Source organism: Vibrio jasicida CAIM 1864 = LMG 25398 (genome assembly GCF_000400365.1).
GTDB classification, from domain to species: domain Bacteria; phylum Pseudomonadota; class Gammaproteobacteria; order Enterobacterales; family Vibrionaceae; genus Vibrio; species Vibrio jasicida.
This window is the reverse complement of the sequence record NZ_BAOG01000055.1, coordinates 24,660-41,600: the sequence shown is the minus strand read 5'-3', so window position 1 is coordinate 41,600 and position 16,941 is coordinate 24,660. Positions and strand designations below refer to the sequence as shown.

General features: G+C 46.7%; 18 protein-coding genes. 8 read left to right on the top strand and 10 right to left on the bottom strand.

Annotated features, from left to right (window positions below):
* Window positions 1-96: 96 nt before the first annotated feature.
* The 6 genes from VJL_RS16485 to VJL_RS16460 all read right to left on the bottom strand — a co-directional run bounded on the left by VJL_RS16485 (window position 97) and on the right by VJL_RS16460 (window position 6,118).
* Entirely contained in the window at window positions 97-528 is a 432-nt protein-coding gene (locus VJL_RS16485; RefSeq protein WP_038869186.1) for a VF530 family protein, read from the bottom strand.
* Between the two features lie 171 nt (window positions 529-699).
* The gene (locus VJL_RS16480; protein ID WP_081634991.1) at window positions 700-2,304 is read right to left on the bottom strand and encodes an ABC-F family ATPase; all 1,605 of its coding nucleotides are present in this window, start codon (window positions 2,302-2,304) and stop codon (window positions 700-702) included.
* Window positions 2,305-2,510: 206 nt separating this feature from the next.
* Window positions 2,511-2,969: a hypothetical protein gene (locus VJL_RS16475; RefSeq protein WP_038879543.1), complete on the bottom strand. Its 459-nt coding sequence runs from the start codon at window positions 2,967-2,969 to the stop codon at window positions 2,511-2,513.
* A gap of 13 nt (window positions 2,970-2,982) precedes the next feature.
* Window positions 2,983-4,656, bottom strand: a complete 1,674-nt coding sequence (locus VJL_RS16470; RefSeq protein ID WP_038879540.1) for an LruC domain-containing protein — start codon at window positions 4,654-4,656, stop codon at window positions 2,983-2,985.
* Between the two features lie 237 nt (window positions 4,657-4,893).
* A complete protein-coding gene (locus VJL_RS16465) occupies window positions 4,894-5,313 on the bottom strand; it encodes a VOC family protein (RefSeq protein ID WP_009706429.1) in 420 nt (139 codons plus the stop codon).
* A 4-nt stretch (window positions 5,314-5,317) separates the two neighbouring features.
* Window positions 5,318-6,118 carry a PhzF family phenazine biosynthesis protein gene (locus VJL_RS16460; RefSeq protein WP_038879537.1) on the bottom strand — a complete coding sequence of 267 codons (801 nt, stop codon included), beginning with the start codon at window positions 6,116-6,118 and terminating at the stop codon, window positions 5,318-5,320.
* Window positions 6,119-6,464: 346 nt separating this feature from the next.
* Here VJL_RS16460 and VJL_RS16455 point away from each other — a divergent pair, with 346 nt between their 5' ends.
* From VJL_RS16455 to cydX, 8 genes are all read left to right on the top strand, one after another.
* Window positions 6,465-7,421 carry an MBL fold metallo-hydrolase gene (locus VJL_RS16455; RefSeq protein ID WP_038879534.1) on the top strand — a complete coding sequence of 319 codons (957 nt, stop codon included), beginning with the start codon at window positions 6,465-6,467 and terminating at the stop codon, window positions 7,419-7,421.
* Window positions 7,411-7,725, top strand: a complete 315-nt coding sequence (locus VJL_RS16450) for a hypothetical protein (RefSeq protein ID WP_005436274.1) — start codon at window positions 7,411-7,413, stop codon at window positions 7,723-7,725. Before VJL_RS16455 ends, VJL_RS16450 begins: the two co-directional genes overlap by 11 nt.
* Complete coding sequence (locus VJL_RS16445) at window positions 7,713-8,579, top strand: MbnB/TglH/ChrH family RiPP precursor modification enzyme (RefSeq protein ID WP_038879533.1); 867 nt, start codon at window positions 7,713-7,715, stop codon at window positions 8,577-8,579. Before VJL_RS16450 ends, VJL_RS16445 begins: the two co-directional genes overlap by 13 nt.
* Window positions 8,572-9,303 carry an HvfC/BufC family peptide modification chaperone gene (locus VJL_RS16440; protein WP_038879530.1) on the top strand — a complete coding sequence of 244 codons (732 nt, stop codon included), beginning with the start codon at window positions 8,572-8,574 and terminating at the stop codon, window positions 9,301-9,303. The genes VJL_RS16445 and VJL_RS16440 overlap by 8 nt, the downstream gene beginning before the upstream one ends.
* Window positions 9,300-9,899, top strand: a complete 600-nt coding sequence (locus tag VJL_RS16435; RefSeq protein WP_005429408.1) for an HvfX family Cu-binding RiPP maturation protein — start codon at window positions 9,300-9,302, stop codon at window positions 9,897-9,899. Before VJL_RS16440 ends, VJL_RS16435 begins: the two co-directional genes overlap by 4 nt.
* Window positions 9,900-9,987: 88 nt before the next feature.
* Window positions 9,988-11,583 carry a cytochrome ubiquinol oxidase subunit I gene (locus VJL_RS16430; RefSeq protein WP_038879527.1) on the top strand — a complete coding sequence of 532 codons (1,596 nt, stop codon included), beginning with the start codon at window positions 9,988-9,990 and terminating at the stop codon, window positions 11,581-11,583.
* A 9-nt stretch (window positions 11,584-11,592) separates the two neighbouring features.
* Window positions 11,593-12,729 (top strand): cytochrome d ubiquinol oxidase subunit II, encoded by a 1,137-nt coding sequence (cydB, locus tag VJL_RS16425; protein ID WP_038879524.1) that lies wholly within the window; start codon window positions 11,593-11,595, stop codon window positions 12,727-12,729.
* 10 nt (window positions 12,730-12,739) lie between these two features.
* The gene (gene cydX, locus VJL_RS27985) at window positions 12,740-12,847 is read left to right on the top strand and encodes a cytochrome bd-I oxidase subunit CydX (RefSeq protein ID WP_010453186.1); all 108 of its coding nucleotides are present in this window, start codon (window positions 12,740-12,742) and stop codon (window positions 12,845-12,847) included.
* 75 nt (window positions 12,848-12,922) lie between these two features.
* On the opposite strand, the gene VJL_RS16420 is transcribed toward cydX, so the two are convergent.
* The 4 genes from VJL_RS16420 to VJL_RS16405 all read right to left on the bottom strand — a co-directional run bounded on the left by VJL_RS16420 (window position 12,923) and on the right by VJL_RS16405 (window position 16,940).
* Window positions 12,923-13,417: a GNAT family N-acetyltransferase gene (locus VJL_RS16420; RefSeq protein ID WP_038879521.1), complete on the bottom strand. Its 495-nt coding sequence runs from the start codon at window positions 13,415-13,417 to the stop codon at window positions 12,923-12,925.
* Between the two features lie 33 nt (window positions 13,418-13,450).
* Window positions 13,451-13,915, bottom strand: coding sequence for an NUDIX hydrolase (locus VJL_RS16415; protein WP_038879519.1), 465 nt, complete (start codon window positions 13,913-13,915; stop codon window positions 13,451-13,453).
* Window positions 13,916-13,947: 32 nt separating this feature from the next.
* On the bottom strand, window positions 13,948-14,277 hold the full coding sequence (locus VJL_RS16410) for a hypothetical protein (protein ID WP_005436267.1): 330 nt from the start codon (window positions 14,275-14,277) through the stop codon (window positions 13,948-13,950).
* Between the two features lie 239 nt (window positions 14,278-14,516).
* Entirely contained in the window at window positions 14,517-16,940 is a 2,424-nt protein-coding gene (locus VJL_RS16405; protein WP_038879516.1) for a formate C-acetyltransferase/glycerol dehydratase family glycyl radical enzyme, read from the bottom strand.
* Window position 16,941: the final 1 nt, after the last annotated feature.

Below are 16,941 nucleotides of genomic sequence, written 5' to 3'. Positions count from 1 at the left end.
CAAAGAAAAGGCAATAAAAAAGCCAAACTAAATAGTTTGGCTTTTCATCAAAATCATTCTTGTACCTGATGACTACAGAACAAGAGAACTGAAAGTTTATCGACGGCGGTTGTTAAAACGAGCGCGATCTGTACGCTGTTTAGACGAACGCTCTTTGTGCGCAGACGCAGCCTTTGCTTGTGAAGCTAGAATCGATTCAACCGTCAGTTCCATTGGTTCACGTGGTTCTAATCCATGACGGAAAGTACGTGCACGTGGCGGTAGATTGTATTCGTATTCAGATGCCTTTGGCATGCGCTTGTAACGGTATAGGTAAAAGTTCTCTACACGCTCGCGAGCCCATTCTGTTTTCTTCAGGTATTTAACACTGCTCGCAATGCTTGGCTTAGTGTTGAAACAGTTCATACGCATTGCTGTGTCGAGGATTTCCCAACCGTAATGGTCAACAAGCTGCTGCAACATGTCTTCTAATTTAAGACCGTGCAGAGGGTTGTTCTTCTGCAGTTCAATACGTTCTTCGTCGGTCATAAATTCATGGCTCATGAACGGCTCCTTAATTGTGGGTGGCGAGCGTAGTACTCACCACCGTACCTCTATTAGGTTTAGATTAAATCACTATTACGAATAATCTGTTGTTTGCTTCGTCTCAAAGACGAACTTTACATCCAAGTATTCGCAATGATCGACGCTGGCGCTTGGTTACGCAGCGCTAAGCACCTTTTGTTGGTGTGCCATGTACTCTTCAAATGTACCTTGGAAATTCACCAACTGTTTGTCTTTTACATCAATGATTGAAGTCGCCAATGACGATACGAACTCACGGTCATGACTGACAAAAATCAAAGTGCCAGTGTAGTCTTTTAATGCGCTATTTAACGCTTCAATCGCTTCCATATCCATGTGGTTGGTTGGCTCATCCATCACCAGAACGTTGATGTCTTGCATCATTAGCTTACCAAACAGCAGGCGGTTCTTCTCACCACCCGAGCAGTTTTTCGCTTTTTTGTTGGCGTCGTCAGCGGTAAATAACAAACGGCCTAGAATGCCACGCACCATTAAGTCATTGTGCTTCACGGTACGCCACTGAGAGATCCACTCAAAGATGGTCAGATCATTATCGAAGTCTGCACTGCTGTCCTGTGGACAGTAACCAATCGAAGCGTTTTCAGACCATTTTACTACGCCCTGAGTTTGCTCTAACTCGTTCACTAGGCAACGCAGCAAGGTCGTTTTACCCACACCGTTTTCACCGATGATCGCAAGGCGAGTGCCCGCTTCAAGTAACAAATTGCCTTTTTCAAACAACAACTCATCACCAAACGAGTGACCAAGGTCTTGCAGTTCCAAGGCTAAACGATGCAGTTTTTTACCCTCACCGAAATCAATCGATGGGCTAACACGGCTACTTGCTTTCACTTCGTCGAGTTGGATTTTATCCATCTTTTTAGCGCGCGAACTGGCTTGTTTCGCCTTCGATGCGTTCGCACCAAAACGGTTTACGAAATCTTGAAGTTCGTTGATTTCAGCGGTTTTCTTCGCGTTAGAAGCCAATAGCTGTTCACGACGAAGACCAGATGCCTCAAGGAAGTATTCATAGTTACCAGGGTAAATTCGCAATTCGCCGTAATCGATATCTGCCATGTGAGTACACACAGAGTTTAGGAAGTGACGGTCGTGCGAGATGATGATCATCGTACACTTACGTTGGTTCAACTCTTCTGCCAACCAGTTGATGGTATGAATGTCCAAGTTGTTGGTTGGTTCGTCGAGCAACAAAATATCCGGGTTAGCAAACAGGGCTTGTGCCAAAAGCACGCGCAGTTTCCAGCCCGGAGCAACTTGTTGCATCAAACCAAAATGCAGCTCTTCTTCAATACCTGCTTGCAGCAAAATATCGCCAGCACGACTTTCTGCTGTATAGCCGTCCATTTCTGCGAACTCGCTTTCAAGCTCAGCGACTTTCATGCCGTCTTCTTCACTCATTTCTGGTAATGAGTAGATGCGGTCACGTTCTTGTTTCACTTCCCACAATTTGCGATCACCCATGATCACGGCGTCAATCACGCTGTATTGTTCAAACGCAAACTGATCTTGGCTCAATACGCCAAGTTTTAATCCTGGAGTAATAGAAACGTTGCCTGAACTTGGCATGAGCGCGCCACTCAGGATTTTCATGAACGTAGATTTGCCACAACCGTTCGCGCCAATCAGGCCATAACGGTTACCGTTGCCAAATTTAGCGGAAATGTTTTCGAACAATGGCTCGGCACCAAATTGCATGGTGATGTTGTTTGTACTAATGATAGCAGTGCCCTCGAAGTAAATTTCTTTTAATAACAAGCTCTTAATTTACTTTCGAGATACTGTTAAAAAAGGTCATATTGAATGTGGCCGCCATTCTATATGATTCATTCATAAGGTGATATAGGTCACATTCATATTGCGCCGAATTTTTCGAAAAACAAAAAGCGCGACATTTGCCGCGCTTTCGTTTTTTCTACTCGTCACTATTAAAAGTCGAGGTGGTAATTATTGTTGGACTGATTTAATGATACGACCCAATTCTTCTCTGATTCATTCGCACTCATGGGTATCCACTGAGCATACAACTGGCTCCAGTTACCATTTACCTCTAACTCCACTTCGCTGGTTCGTGTTGGATAAATGGTGGTGATGCGCGACATTGGATCGGCCACGACCACACCGTTTTCTGTGGTAAATGCCGCTTTGGTGTAAAGGTGTAAAGCACCATCCGCAGAACCTTGATAGTTCATCGATATAGTAATGGTTTCTCCGACATCAAATGAAAAATCACGTTCCGCCACAATATCTTGAGTGTTATCGATGGTTTCAACAGTGGGCGTTGGTGCAGGCGTTGAAGAACCACCACCACCGCCGCCTCCACCACCACAAGCGACAATAAACGCAGGAACGAACATGATGGTCAGCAGTTTTGTTGAAATTTTCATGTGAAGCTCCTTATTATTCCGCTACTGAAATGGTTTTTCCGCTTACTGGCGTGCTATACCAACTGGTATCCGTTTCACCATTGCTCGATACCCACGCTGGAAAACCGGTATAAGCATGGCTGATGTCCATAAGTTCGATAGGATGTTCCCACTCAGCACGAATGTTGATCGCCCAAGGCATATTGTTATCGGTCAGGAAGTATTCCGAACCACCCGTATCGTCATCATGCATATTGAATATTGCATTGTTCATCTCAGCAGTACCGGAGAACGACTTAAAGTGCGTTTGCCATGTCATACCAGGGAATGTCGCCACAAAGTCGCCATGGTAGGTATTTTCAGCCGCAAAAATGAAAGAGTCATAAGGTGGATAGCCAACCAAATCTCTCTCCACAGGAGTGGTTAACTCAACAACAAGTTGGTATGCAAGGAGCTCAGCAGCTTGTTGGTTCAAACAACCGCTTTGCGTTCGGTAATAAGTACAAGTCTCACTGAGCACGCCAAGCGATTCCAACTCTGCTCGTAGATCTTCTGAAACCACAAGAATCGTTTCACTACCAGATTGTAAGACCGTATGTTCAACCGCCTGCCCATTTTTCGTGAGCGTAACAGAAGCAACGTTTGCCGGGTCAACATTCGGCAGTTTTACAGCAAAGCCGTTTGAAAACCCTGCTCCCATTGCCTGTAAGGTGTAATCCACGGTGATGGTTTTCAGTTCACGTTGACCATTCAACAGTTCAGTCACGCGGTAGCGCCACACCACATCGTTAAAATCGTAATCGCCCATTAATGGCCAGCGATCTTCAAAGGCCATGGTCGCATAAGAATTAGAACTTGGATAAACAGAAGTAACGGTAACATCTGGGTCGTTTTCTTGTACCAGCACTTCGTATTTAGAATCCGTCGTTCCATCCGGGTTTACACCGTCTACTGCGGAGAATGGTGAAACATCGACGGTAAACAGTAAGTCGTTAAAGTCATTGTCACCGTAGGGGCGAAGAAGATCCTCGAACCCCAACACAAGAAACTCGTTTTGCGTATCGATAAACGCAACATTATGTCTACGATAGAGCGCTGTTGATTCAGGGTTAAGGTTCGAATAACTATAGAAAGGCGTGTTCCAAGGACCTAAATTCAAAATATTGTTGTAAGTACTGGCTCCCCACCCATTTGGGATAACGAAAAATGCCAGCGTTTGACCTGCTGTCAACTGCACATTAAGGTCAATCGTATCACCTTCAGCCATCTCACCATCTGGTGCCTTGGAAGCATTAGGGAATACAATCACATGTGCGTTAACTTCGTCTTTGTTTGACGGTGGATTATCAGTGTCGTAAACGAAGTACCCCAATGCATTTCTATAACCAGCCCCTTCATTCAGAAACGTAATTGAGGCGGTCGCATAAGGGGCTCCATCGAGTTCATCGTCAATATCGATGTTCGAGTAACGCTCTGGTGCGATAAAGGCATTGTTGACGGCTGTACCCTCTGGCAGCATTGAATAAACATTACTGAGAGTGTCTTGTGGCAATGTCCCGGAAATAGAATACATATTATTCGGCTTGCCTTTTAGCGAGTAGTTTGAGCTATCGCTGCCAGATTCATATGTCAAATCACTGGTAGTAAGTGCGTATGCTGACGCAGATGCACAACAACACGTTAGCACGATCATTTTCCTTGTTTTCATATTATTCCCCTCGTCAACTGAATCGTTGGTTGTAAGGGGGATAACGCAAATATAGTGCCGAGTTTAAACCCTTAAAAAACATAATCTTATTTAGATTTTTTTATCATTATCATTTTGAGAATGAAGCTGATAGGCAAAGTGAAGCGAAATAGGAGAAGAAGAAAGAAATGCAAGAGGCGGACATCTGAAACAAAAAGAGCGCCCCGAAAGACGCTGTTAATATCAATTAGTATGAATCTATGAACGCGAAGCCATTGGGTGGCTTGGGCTCATCTCTAACAAGTCCCACAGGTTGCCATAGAGATCTTCAAATACTGCGACTGTGCCGTAGTCTTGCTCCGCAGGCGGGCGAACAAACTTAATGCCCTGCTCTACCATTCGGTTGTAGTCACGCCAGAAGTCATCGGTATTCAAAAATAGGAACACACGTCCACCGGTTTGGTTACCGATAAAATCATGCTGTTCTGGCTTAGACGCTTTGGCTAGCAATAATGTCACACCATTAGAACCCGGTGGAGAAACCACAACCCAGCGCTTATCTTGCTCTGGTTGGTAAGTATCTTCCACCAGCTCAAACTTCAGCTTATTCACATAAAAATCAATCGCTTCATCGTAATCTTTTACGACCAAAGCAATATGGATAATGGATTGTTTCATCGCGTTATACCTTTAGTTTTCCGCTGATTACCGTCTTTGCAGAGCCAATCAGTTTAATACGTCCGTTTTCAAGCAGTTCGGTTTGTAAATGACCACCGCGGGCTGAGGCTTGATAGGCACGGAACTGATTTTGACCGAGTTTTTGCGACCAAAACTGAGTCAGTGCGCAGTGGGCTGAGCCTGTTACAGGATCTTCGTTCACGCCCACCCAAGGGGCGAAGTAACGCGAGATGAAGTCGAGATCCGGGGAATTCGATTGAGCAGTTACCACCACGCCGCGCCCTTTAATATTTTTTAATGCGTCAAAGTTAGGCTTGAGTTCCAACGCGGTTTGTTCATTGTCGACTTCAATAAAGCCTTTGCTGTCAAACTGAGCGTAAGAAAGCACTTGCTCCGCTTTCAATCCAAGCGCCGCTAACAACGCAGCGTCTTGTTCAACATCCATTTCAAGCTGAGTCGAAGGAAAGTCGAGCTCAATAGTCGACTCATTCACTTTTGCATGAAGCTCACCAGAGAGGGTTTGAAAGGCGATGATATCGCCAACCTTCGCTAACCCTTGCTCTTTTAAGATTTGCGCTGTCGCTAATGTGCCATGACCACATAGCGCCACTTCTACTTTAGGTGTGAACCAGCGCAGTCGCATGTCTTTCAAACAGAGAAAAGCGGTTTCTGATACCGCCATTTCTTCAGCGATAGAAAACATCAATGCTTCTGGTAACGGTTCTTGTGAAAGGCAAACTCCAGCAGGGTTTCCTTTGAAAGGTTCGGTGGTGAAAGAGTCCACTTGGTAAATATCGAGATCCATGATGCACTTCCTAATACTGCTATTTTGGCAAGATGCCAAACAGCTTATCGGTTTCATGCTAAAGCGACAATGCATGCCCTGATTGTTCTTGCAAAACATAAACAAAAGGCACCCTTCGCGGTGCCTTTTTACATTCTGATGCTTGTTCAGCTCAAACCAATAACGTTCAATTTACCTGAACGAAACTTTAAAATTACTAGATATAATTAACCATTCATATTGGATATCTTATTCCCGTGCTTTGACGGACATCAAAAACAAATCGTTTTTCCTGCCTCTTCAACACTTCTTTGGATGCTCACCCAAAGAAAATAAATAAGAAAAATCAAACTCATAGGTATTCAATATGAAACAGCCTTTAAAAGCGTTAGTGCTGGCTCTAGGGTTATCCTTAGGTGCAGCTAACTGTTACGCATTAACTGTCGAACCGCTCGAAAAAGATTTTACTTTGCAGCTACTCGGCTCCGGCGGACCAATCTCTGATGACCTTCGTGCATCGTCTGGTGAACTGGTTTGGTGGAAAGGAAAATCACGCGTGATGATCGATGCCGGTGGCGGTGTTTATCTGCGTTTTGGTCAAGCGGGCGGCAAACTGGAAGACTTAGACTTCCTTGGTTTAAGCCACTTTCACACTGACCACGTCGCTGACGTTCCTGCCTTATTAAAAGGTGGTTACTTCTTTGACCGTCAAGATCCCCTCGATATCGCGGGCCCAGAAGCAGGCTCTGCATTTCCTAGCTTAACCGGTTACATGAAAGCGCTTTTCGACGGTGATGAAGGCGCGTACGCATATCTGAACGGTTTGTTTGATGGCAGCGATGGCTTGTTCCCAGTCACCATTACTGATGTGCCATACAAAACTTCCCAAGGCACCAAGGTGTACGAGCAAGATGGGTTAACCATTTACGCTCTCGGCATCCCACACGGTGACGTACCTTGTCTCGCTTTCCGAATCGAAAGTGCCGAAGGCGTAATGGTGATTTCCGCCGACCAAAACGGCAGTAACCCTGACTTCATCGACTTCGCTAAAGGTGCCGACATTTTATTGATGCCATTGGCAATTCACGAAGAAGCAGACGAAGTCTCGTCATTTATGCACGCTAAGCCATCGGTTGTCGGCAAGATCGCCGCAGAAGTAAATCCAAAACTCTTGGTGCTTAACCACTGGATGGGCTTAGGTCTAAAACTCAAACCCGCTTCCATCAAGATCGTCAAAGAGTACTACCACGGTCAAGTTATCGCTGGTCACGACTTATCTAGCTACCCAATGAGCGCAGCGAAGGAGATGTCTCATGAACAATAAACTCGCTCTATCTATCGCGATGACGTCTGTCATTACTTTGAACTCAGGTATGGCGTTTGCCGATGCACCAACCGAGGCTCCTGTTGAAGCTCAATCCAGCTCTCAACATGGCGGTAAGTGTGCCGCTGGTAAATGTGGTACGGAGAAACGCTTCGAGAAACAAGAGTTAAAAGATGATCCGCAAGGCCGTTTGGTACGCGCCCGAGACGGTAAATGTGGTGTGACAGGTGAAGGCATCAACCCTTCGGCTGAAACCATCAAATTAACCAAAAGCAAAATCACAGGTGGGGTATGCGGACAATAACCGTTACATCAAAAGGGATTGGGCTGCGCAGCGAACACGTTGATTTGCTGTGTCAGTTGCCCGAGCACCCAGATATCGATTTCCTCGAATTGGCACCGGAAAACTGGATGAATATTGGCGGCTTGAAACGTGAACAACTGCAAGACATTGCTCAATATTATCCGCTTGTCGCTCATGGCTTGAGCTTATCGATTGGTGATTGCCAACCGTTAAACGAGTCTTTTGTACGAGACGTCGCACGCTTTCTCGATGAATTTAATATCGACATCTATAGCGAACATCTGAGTTTCTCTAGAGACAATCAGGGCTATTTGTATGAACTGCTTCCGCTCCCTCGACATAAAGAGAACATTCCGTATTTGGTCGAACGCATTCAACGCGTGCAAGACATTATTCAGCGTCCATTGGCGTTAGAGAATATCTCTTACTACCACGATTACGGACATGAAATGCCAGAGGGCGAGTTTATCGCTGAAGTGAGTGACCGCAGTGGATGTGAGCTGCTTATCGACATCAACAATGTGTTCGTCAACAGCCGAAATCATCATTTCTGCCCTTACGACATGCTGAGCACTTTACCAAGCGATGCGATTCGCTATTACCACATTGCGGGTCACTTGAAAGAGCGTGACGACTTCTTGCTCGATACCCATGGTAAACCAGTGCCTGATGAAGTGATTGATCTGGCTCGTTACACCTACTCGGTGCATGGCAGTAAGCCTTTGCTTCTTGAGCGCGACCACAATGTGCCGTCGCTGCTTGTTCTGGCTGAAGAGCTTCGCAGCATTCATGGCGAGATCTTGGATTTCAGCCAAACCCTCGAAGTTTTATGTAAGGAGGTGCTCAATGCTTAATCCTCCGAGCAAAATGCGCGCGCAAACCGAGTCCCTAACGGCTCTGATTCGCACACCTATGAATCAGCATGCGCTGTGTCGATATAGCGAATTTATCCGCGACAACATCTTGGGTGTCGTTGCGAATACGTTCCCTCTATTTTCTTCGCAGTTCGCTGATGAACAACTTGAGCGCATGGTGGATGACTTTGTGGTGATGCATGGTGCATCCGAGCCTGAGTTTCATCATATTGCCACCGAGTTTGTTCAGTTTTTGCAGCAGAAAGCGCATCAAGATTCCAGCTTCATCTCTGCCGATCAGAAGGCGTTGTTGGAATATGAATGGGTGGCGTTCAATGTAGAAATTGACACCTTAGTCGCGGCATTCACTTCTTCACCGAATCCTATATTCGAAGAACACCAAGTGCTGCAACTCAACCCAACATTAAAGCTGCTCGAAGTGCCTTTCTTGTTGCATCAAGACTCCGTGACTTTCCTAACTGACAGGCGTCACCCTGTGTTTTATGGCGTGTTTCGGAACTCACAGCATCATGTGATATCGCAAAAGCTCAGAGAAGTGGATGTCGCATTGATTCAGCTATTACAACAGCAACCAAACCTGACTCTGGCGCAACTACAACAAATGGTTGCTCAGCAACTCGCCAGATTCAGTTTCATGGAGTGGGCTCAACACTTCAGTGAACTAGGACTCGTCAGCGTCCGCCCTTCAGGAGAAAAATTATGATTAAGTCAGCCCTCAATTGGTTCGACGGTCTCGTCGAGAAATGCAAAAGATACGATTACTTAGCGTTACTTGCGATTCGTCTCTACCTCATTCCGGTCATTTTTGTTGGCGCTCGCTCTAAGGTGCTGGGTTTCTCTGGCACCGTCGCGTGGTTTGGCGCGTCCACCGCAGATGGTGGTTTGAACTTACCATTTCCCGAGTTGTTAGCGTTTCTTGCCGCAGGTACGGAAGTGCTTGGCTGTATTTGTATCGCATTGGGTTTGTTTACCCGAGTGATGTCGATTCCGATGATTTTCTTGATGAGTGTTGCGAGCGCAATGGTGCACTGGAAACACGGTTGGGATGCCATCGCCACTGGCGGCATGGAAGCAACGGTACGTTTGAACGGCTTTATTGAATGGTTAGCAACCAACTTCCCAGGTCGATACAACTACATCACCGAATTGGGTGACCCAGTAATGCTCAACAACGGTATGGAGTTCGCTGCCACCTACTTTGTGATGTTGCTGGTGCTGTTCTTCTACGGCGGTGGGCGCTACGTAAGCTTGGATTACTGGTTGAGAAAACCTTTCTCTCGCACACCAGCAAAAGCGTAACTCAAGTGTCTCAAGCTTTAACGCTTAATTAAACAGACTAATAATAACCTTATCTAACCCGCTACTCTGGTAGCGGGAAGGAGTCCTTATGTTTGCAGATGTCGTTGATCTGTCGCGGTTTCAGTTCGCTAGTACCGCACTCTACCACTTTATATTCGTCCCACTGACCATAGGTTTGTCTTTCTTGCTGGCGGTTATGGAGTCTTTGTACGTCATGACGGGAAAAACCATCTACAAAGACATGACCAAGTTCTGGGGTAAGTTATTCGGGATTAACTTCGCCGTAGGCGTCGCGACCGGTCTTACCATGGAGTTTCAATTTGGTACCAACTGGGCGTATTACTCTCACTATGTGGGCGATATTTTCGGGGCGCCGCTTGCCATCGAAGCCTTGATTGCCTTCTTCCTCGAATCCACCTTAGTCGGCATGTTCTTCTTCGGTTGGGATCGATTGTCAAAACGCCAACACTTGTCGGTCACTTGGCTGACAGCGCTAGGTTCTAACTTCTCTGGGTTGTGGATTTTGATGGCGAATGGCTGGATGCAAAACCCAGTCGGCGCAGAATTCAACTACCAAACCATGCGAATGGAGATGATCAACTTTGCTGATGTGGTGTTTAACCCCGTCACGCAAGTGAAGTTTGTTCATACCGTGGCTGCCGGTTACACCACAGGTGCTCTGTTTGTGATGGGCATCAGTGCTTACTACTTACTCAAAGGTCGAGATATCTCTTTCGCTCGCCGTTCGTTTGCGGTGGCGTCTGCATTTGGCATGGCTGCGATTGTGTCGACATTGATGCTGGGTGATGAATCGGGTTACGAGCTTGGTGACGTGCAACAGGTAAAACTGGCGGCAATTGAGTCCGAATGGCACACCGAAGAAGCACCCGCCTCGTTCACGCTATTTGGCTTACCAAACCAAGAAACCATGGAAACCGACTACGCCATTAAGATTCCATATTTAATGGGGATCATCGCAACTCGCTCGCTGGATGAACCAGTGATGGGCTTACGCGATCTGATGGCACAGAACGAAGATCGTATCCGCGATGGTATCCAAGCTTACGGCATGCTAGAGGAACTTCGCGCAGGTAACGACAGCCCTGAAAACATCGCTCAATTCGATGAGATGAAGAAAGACCTCGGCTACGGTTTGCTCTTGAAGAAATACACCGAGAACGTCACCGACGCGACTGAAAGCCAAATAAAGCAAGCGGCGCAAGACACGATTCCTCAAGTGGCACCTCTGTTCTGGAGCTTCCGAATCATGGTGGCTTGTGGGGTATTAATGTTTGCCATTATCGGTTTGTCTTTCGTCCAAGTCTGCCGTAGAAAATTGGGTTCGAGCCCTTGGTTATTGAGAGCGGCACTATGGGCGATTCCATTGCCTTTCATTGCTTGTGAAGCAGGTTGGTTCGTTGCCGAATATGGACGTCAGCCATGGGCAATTGGTGAGGTGCTTCCCGTCAATATGGCGGTATCTAACCTCGCACCAAGTGACATTTGGATTTCGCTCGGCTTTATTTATGTGCTCTACACAGCGTTCTTGATTGTAGAAATGTTCTTGATGGTGAAGTTTGCCAAACGTGGACCAAGCGTGCTTAAAACGGGTCGCTATCACCATGAAGAGAACAACGAAAAAGACAAACAATCCGACACATTCAAACTGATTGATCAGCACTAAGGAGGCACTATGTTTGATTACGAAAACCTACGCCTATTTACTTGGGCGATCGTTGGTGTGCTGTTGATTGGTTTCACCATCACTGACGGATTCGATATGGGGGTGGCCGCGCTGCTCCCAGTTATGGGGAAAAAGAACCTAGAACGTCGTGTAATGCTTAACGCTATCGCACCACACTGGGACGGCAACCAAGTTTGGCTAATTACCGCAGGCGGTGCCATCTTCGCGATATGGCCCTTGGTATACGCCGCAGCGTTCTCCGGATTCTATATTGCCATGCTGTTGGTGCTCGCATCCCTTTGGTTGCGTCCTATTGGTATGGATTACCGAGCTAAAATCGATAATCCGCAATGGCGCAACGCATGTGATATCGCCTTGTTCATCAGCGGTGTGATTCCACCGATTATCTTTGGGGTTGGCTTCGGTAACTTGTTAGTCGGTGTACAGTTCGAGTTAAACAACTTGCTGATGCTCGATTATCAAGGTGGGTTCTTTGACTTGCTTACTCCATTCCCAATTCTGTGTGGCTTGGTGAGCTTGACCATGGTGGTGACACAAGGTGCTGCTTTCCTTCAAATGAAAACCAAACATGAGCTACGCACTCGAGCACAAAACATCACGCTGTGGGGCGCGGGTGCAACCATGTTGCTGTTTATGTTTGGCGGTTTGTTCGCGGCATCTCAATCTGGTTACATCATCATCGGCGCGATGCTTAAAGATGGCATTTCAAACCCACTCAACAAACAAGTGGTGAGCATCGCGGGTGATTTATTGCATAACTTCAGCGAAATGCCGCAACTTTGGCTGATTCCATTCACTGCGGTAACGAGCTTACTCGTGTGCTTTTGGGCAACGGTCTCTCGCCGTGCTGGGGTGGCGTTTACTATGTCGAGCATTGCGATTGCTTGCATCATCTTAACCGCGGGCGTCACCTTGTTCCCGATGATCATGCCATCAAGCATCAACCCATCGCACAGCTTAACGCTATGGGACGCGACATCGAGTGAGAAAACGCTCGGCATTATCTCTATCGTTGCCATCATCGTTGTACCTGTGATTCTGGGCTACACCGCATGGTGTTACTACAAAATGTTCGGACGTTTGGATAACAACTACATCCGCAGCAACAGCTCATCGCTCTATTAAGGAGGCAAGTATGTGGTACATGTGTTGGGTACTTGGCGTGTTACTCGCCTGCGCCTTTGGTGTCATCAATGGTTTATGGCTAGAGAACACAGGACGCTTTGAAGAGGAAGAGTTCTAATTTCTCACTTCAGAATGGAACATTACCAATAACAAACGCCCTCAATCACGAGGGCGTTTGTTCATCTCAATGAATTTACTCTGCCGACAATCGATAGCGGCGCACTTCGTATTGGTCTTGTTCTGAATAAAATGTATTGAGGAACTCGCCACCCGCTTTTTCGATCACGCGTCTTGATGCGATATTGTTCACGTCACAAGTGACGATTGCGCTGCCTTCAAGAACCTCAGCTTTCACCCAGTTCAACATAAATGTGGCGATGCCTTTGCCTTGAGCATCTGGCGCGGTTTCGTAACCAATGTGCCCAATCACATTTTCAAGGTAGTCGTTATTACCGTTACGAACTCGAATCGAACCAAGTATCATCCCCTCCTTGATACAAAAGTAAGTCGAAGACGGCGTCCAACCTTCCGGCAAACCTTCGCCTTTCGCGTATCCAATTCGTTTTTTCAGCAGCGCTTCGCTGTCGCTTTGGGCGGCGACGTACATTTCCATTCCCGCCTGAGCACACTTTTCAACATACTGTTCAAACGCTTCTAAATGGCTGAGATTGGCTTTAGCTATTTGCATTTTCTTCCCTGTGTTAGTTTGAGTGAGCATCCGTTACGAAACCAATGGCTCGATGTTTTCTGCAAATAAGCACTCAAGAGGATAAGGCAAAGCAAGTGTCGGCATATCTGTTTTCGAGAACCAAGCCAGCTCGCTAGTCTCGTCATCTAGTTGTTCTTCAAAGTGCCCCGTTTGCAGACACTTTAACAAGACAACGGTGTATTCGACTTGGTCGCCGTTTGGATAAGTAAAACCAAATCCCTCTCCACCGAAAACACCGAGAACACGTTCAACTTTAACCTTGAGTCCAGTTTCTTCTCTGACTTCTCGAATCACAGCTTGTGAAGGTGATTCGGCTGGCTCAATCATGCCTGCAGGTAAACTCCAACTGCCATCAGATTTCTTTTGCAATAGAAGCTGGTTGCTTTGATTGAGGATCACCGCAGCAACGCCCGGAATCATTAACACTTGATTACCTACTTTGCTGCGTAGCTCTTTCATGTAGTGACTGGCACTCATTTATCTTCCTTGAACTTAAATGTTTTAGTTTCTCACCAGACATTCATTTTGAAATACAACAAAAAGCAGGTAATAAAAATTAAGCCGCACCATGCGAAAAAGATCTTCGCTTTTTGCTCTGCACTGGCTTCTTCTGGATCAGGTTGCAGGATGAAGTAATAACAAACGATGGGAATGAGTTCGTAGGTTTTAGCAATGTATTGATGCCCCATTTCAAGAAATGGCGGGACGTACAAATACACCACGGTGTAAGCAATGAAATAAAGTGTACCAAGAATGCGGTGCAAACCGATGGATTGGCCTTCTCGGAAAAACCAAACTAATGCTGCCAAACCAGCGAAGACTGCGACGAGTAAAAACATCCGTTCTTCTACCCTTCTTTTTGAAACTGTCTCCTACCCTATTGAAACCACTCCATTAATCAAATGGTTATGTTGCCAAACACGATAAAGCTCAAACAGAAAAGGCACCAATTGGTGCCTTTGTGACGCTCTGACGCGTTTAATGGTATGTCACTTTCAGTGCTTCGCGTGCTTTTAGGTTTTGCGCGGCATGCTTAGGTGCTTCTGCCAAGACGTATAAACTTCTCAAACTAGTGCACTTACAGTTCGTGTTCAGTACGAGCGATGATGTCGTCTTGCGCATCTGGTGATAGTGCAGTGAAGAAGGCCGAGTAGCCTGCAACTCGCACAACAAGGTCACGATATTGTTCAGGGTTCTTCTTCGCAGCTAACAAGGTCTCACGAGAGACGATATTGTACTGAACATGCCAGCCTTTGTGGTGGTTGAAGAAGGTACGAATCAACATAGAAAGCTTGAGCTTATCCCCTTCAGACTCAACCGCTGCCGGGCTTAACTTCTGGTTAAGCAGCACGCCACCAAGGATCTTATTCGCTTGGATCTTACCGACCGAGTTGTATACCGCTGTTGGACCTAAACGGTCTGAGCCAGATGACGGGCTTGCACCTTCTGCCAGTGGTGTTTTCGCTTTACGACCGTCCGGCGTTGCCATGGTTGAGGCGCCGAATGGGACGTTTGCCGAGATGCTTGATGTACCTGCGTAGTAACCTCCGCCAATTGGACCACGCCCATGACGCGTATTTACGAACTGCTCTAGCTCATCAATGTACACTTGGTAAGCGTCTGCCAGTAGTTGGTCTACTGCGTCATCATCGTTACCGTATTTTGGTGCAAAGTTGATAAGACGTTGGCGAAGCTGCTCGTTCTCCATGCCGTCGAAATCTTCTGCTAATGCTTTTGCCAGCTCTGGTTGGGTGATTTGCGCATCATCGAAAACAAGGTGCTTGATGGCAGCTAGGCTGTTACCCAAGTTTGCGATACCGACTTGCAAGCCAGATACCCAATCGTATTTCGCGCCACCTTCTTTCACGGTTTTACCGCGAGCCAAACAGTCATCCACCAGCGTTGAACAGAATATGTCTTGTGCCTGCTGTTCAAGCACACTGTCGACTACCGTATCAATCTCAATCGATTTACGGGTGTAGTAGCGGATTTGCTCTGCCCAAGAAGCCGTCACTTGCTCAAAGTTCTCAAAGTTACCTTTTGCTAATGACTTATCGTGCGGCAAGAAGGCTTTACCCGTTGTTCCATCCACACCTTCGTTCAATGAAGCGAGCAGGATACGAGCGAAGTTAATGAAGCTCATGCCCGTACAACGGTAACCCCATTTGCCGGGAACCGCCGTCTCGATACAGCCGATAGATGCGTAGTTGTAAGCGTCTTCTTTCTCTACGCCAAGCTTGATGAATTCAGGAATAACAATCTCATCGTTGTTAAAAGCTGGCATGCCGAAGCCGCACTTAATCACTTCGATACAACCCATTAAGAACTCTTGGTTCAAACCTTCGTGGTAGCGCACACTCAAGTTAGGTTGCGTCGAACGTAACTGACCACAAGATTCGAGAATCGCCCAAGAAAGTGGATTCACTGCGTCTTCAGGCTCACCCTTTTCATTCAACTTCTGACCGCCGATACACACGTTTTGGTACAGCGGAGAACCTGCGGATGCTTTCGAGTGCGCGCCAGAGCGAATCTTGTTAACTTCAAGCAGCTTCAACCAGCAGCTTTGTAAAAGCTCTAGTGCAAAGTCTTTTTCAATCGCGCCGTTTTCGATATCACGAACATAAAATTCGTTTAGGAACTGGTCCATACGACCGAAAGAAACCGAGTGACCATTCGATTCGATTTGTAGCATCAACTGAACGAAGTAGCTCAACTGCAGCGCTTGCCAGAAGTTTTCTGGTGCGTGGCTCGCGACATGACGACAGTTTGCCGCAATGCTTTCTAACTCAGCTTTGCGCTGCGGGCGTGTCTCTTCTAACGCCATTTTTGCCGCCAATTCAGCGTAGTTCACCATGTGATCTTGAATCGCAAGCAGTACGATTTCGACCGATTTGTAGAACTGCTCTTTCTTCAAGCCTTCAAAGGTCGAAACATCATTGTTAGCACGGTGCTGACGAACATCCTCTAGCAAGCCGTTCATGCCTAGCTTCAAGATTTTTTCGTTATCCACCGCAAGGTGCGCGTCACCCGAAGTCATGTTGCCTTCGGCTTTAATGATGGTGCTGGCTAAGATTTCTTGCTGCTCATCAGTGAACAAGCCATAACAACGGTCTTGAACTGTTTTACCACGCCAATACGGTGTGATGCTGTAGATGCTTTGCTTATCTTCTTCAGTAACAGCAAAGCCGGCACCAGGACGGTCGGCTAGCTCATCAATTTCCGCTTCAATCCAACGCACTGTGTATTCTGGGAAAATAGGCGCAGCGCGCACTTTGCTCGCTTGGTTACCGACGATTAACTCATCGTGTTTAATCCAAATCGTACGAGTGCTTAAGTGCTCTTGCAGTGCTAGCGCACGTTGGACAATCACAGGTTTGTCTTCGTTTGCTTGATAAGCACGAGTGTATGCCTCTGCACGCTCGGTACAGACAGGTGGCGTTACGATATTTACCAGTGCCGATTTGTGCGCTTTGATACGCTCAGGAAGGTAATTCAGGTCCATA

What these genes read in the sequence shown, in the direction of transcription:
- VJL_RS16450 (WP_005436274.1), top strand. Translation starts at nt 7,411, where the DNA reads ATGAACAATAAACTCGCTCTATCTATCGCGATGACGTCTGTCATTACT.
- cydB (WP_038879524.1), top strand. Translation starts at nt 11,593, where the DNA reads ATGTTTGATTACGAAAACCTACGCCTATTTACTTGGGCGATCGTTGGT.
- VJL_RS16405 (WP_038879516.1), bottom strand. Translation starts at nt 16,940, where the DNA reads ATGGACCTGAATTACCTTCCTGAGCGTATCAAAGCGCACAAATCGGCA.
- VJL_RS16430 (WP_038879527.1), top strand. Translation starts at nt 9,988, where the DNA reads ATGTTTGCAGATGTCGTTGATCTGTCGCGGTTTCAGTTCGCTAGTACC.
- VJL_RS16460 (WP_038879537.1), bottom strand. Translation starts at nt 6,118, where the DNA reads ATGGATCTCGATATTTACCAAGTGGACTCTTTCACCACCGAACCTTTC.
- VJL_RS16445 (WP_038879533.1), top strand. Translation starts at nt 7,713, where the DNA reads ATGCGGACAATAACCGTTACATCAAAAGGGATTGGGCTGCGCAGCGAA.
- VJL_RS16470 (WP_038879540.1), bottom strand. Translation starts at nt 4,656, where the DNA reads ATGAAAACAAGGAAAATGATCGTGCTAACGTGTTGTTGTGCATCTGCG.
- VJL_RS16420 (WP_038879521.1), bottom strand. Translation starts at nt 13,417, where the DNA reads ATGCAAATAGCTAAAGCCAATCTCAGCCATTTAGAAGCGTTTGAACAG.
- VJL_RS16435 (WP_005429408.1), top strand. Translation starts at nt 9,300, where the DNA reads ATGATTAAGTCAGCCCTCAATTGGTTCGACGGTCTCGTCGAGAAATGC.
- VJL_RS16455 (WP_038879534.1), top strand. Translation starts at nt 6,465, where the DNA reads ATGAAACAGCCTTTAAAAGCGTTAGTGCTGGCTCTAGGGTTATCCTTA.
- VJL_RS16485 (WP_038869186.1), bottom strand. Translation starts at nt 528, where the DNA reads ATGACCGACGAAGAACGTATTGAACTGCAGAAGAACAACCCTCTGCAC.
- VJL_RS16410 (WP_005436267.1), bottom strand. Translation starts at nt 14,277, where the DNA reads ATGTTTTTACTCGTCGCAGTCTTCGCTGGTTTGGCAGCATTAGTTTGG.
- VJL_RS16440 (WP_038879530.1), top strand. Translation starts at nt 8,572, where the DNA reads ATGCTTAATCCTCCGAGCAAAATGCGCGCGCAAACCGAGTCCCTAACG.
- VJL_RS16465 (WP_009706429.1), bottom strand. Translation starts at nt 5,313, where the DNA reads ATGAAACAATCCATTATCCATATTGCTTTGGTCGTAAAAGATTACGAT.
- VJL_RS16415 (WP_038879519.1), bottom strand. Translation starts at nt 13,915, where the DNA reads ATGAGTGCCAGTCACTACATGAAAGAGCTACGCAGCAAAGTAGGTAAT.
- VJL_RS16475 (WP_038879543.1), bottom strand. Translation starts at nt 2,969, where the DNA reads ATGAAAATTTCAACAAAACTGCTGACCATCATGTTCGTTCCTGCGTTT.
- cydX (WP_010453186.1), top strand. Translation starts at nt 12,740, where the DNA reads ATGTGGTACATGTGTTGGGTACTTGGCGTGTTACTCGCCTGCGCCTTT.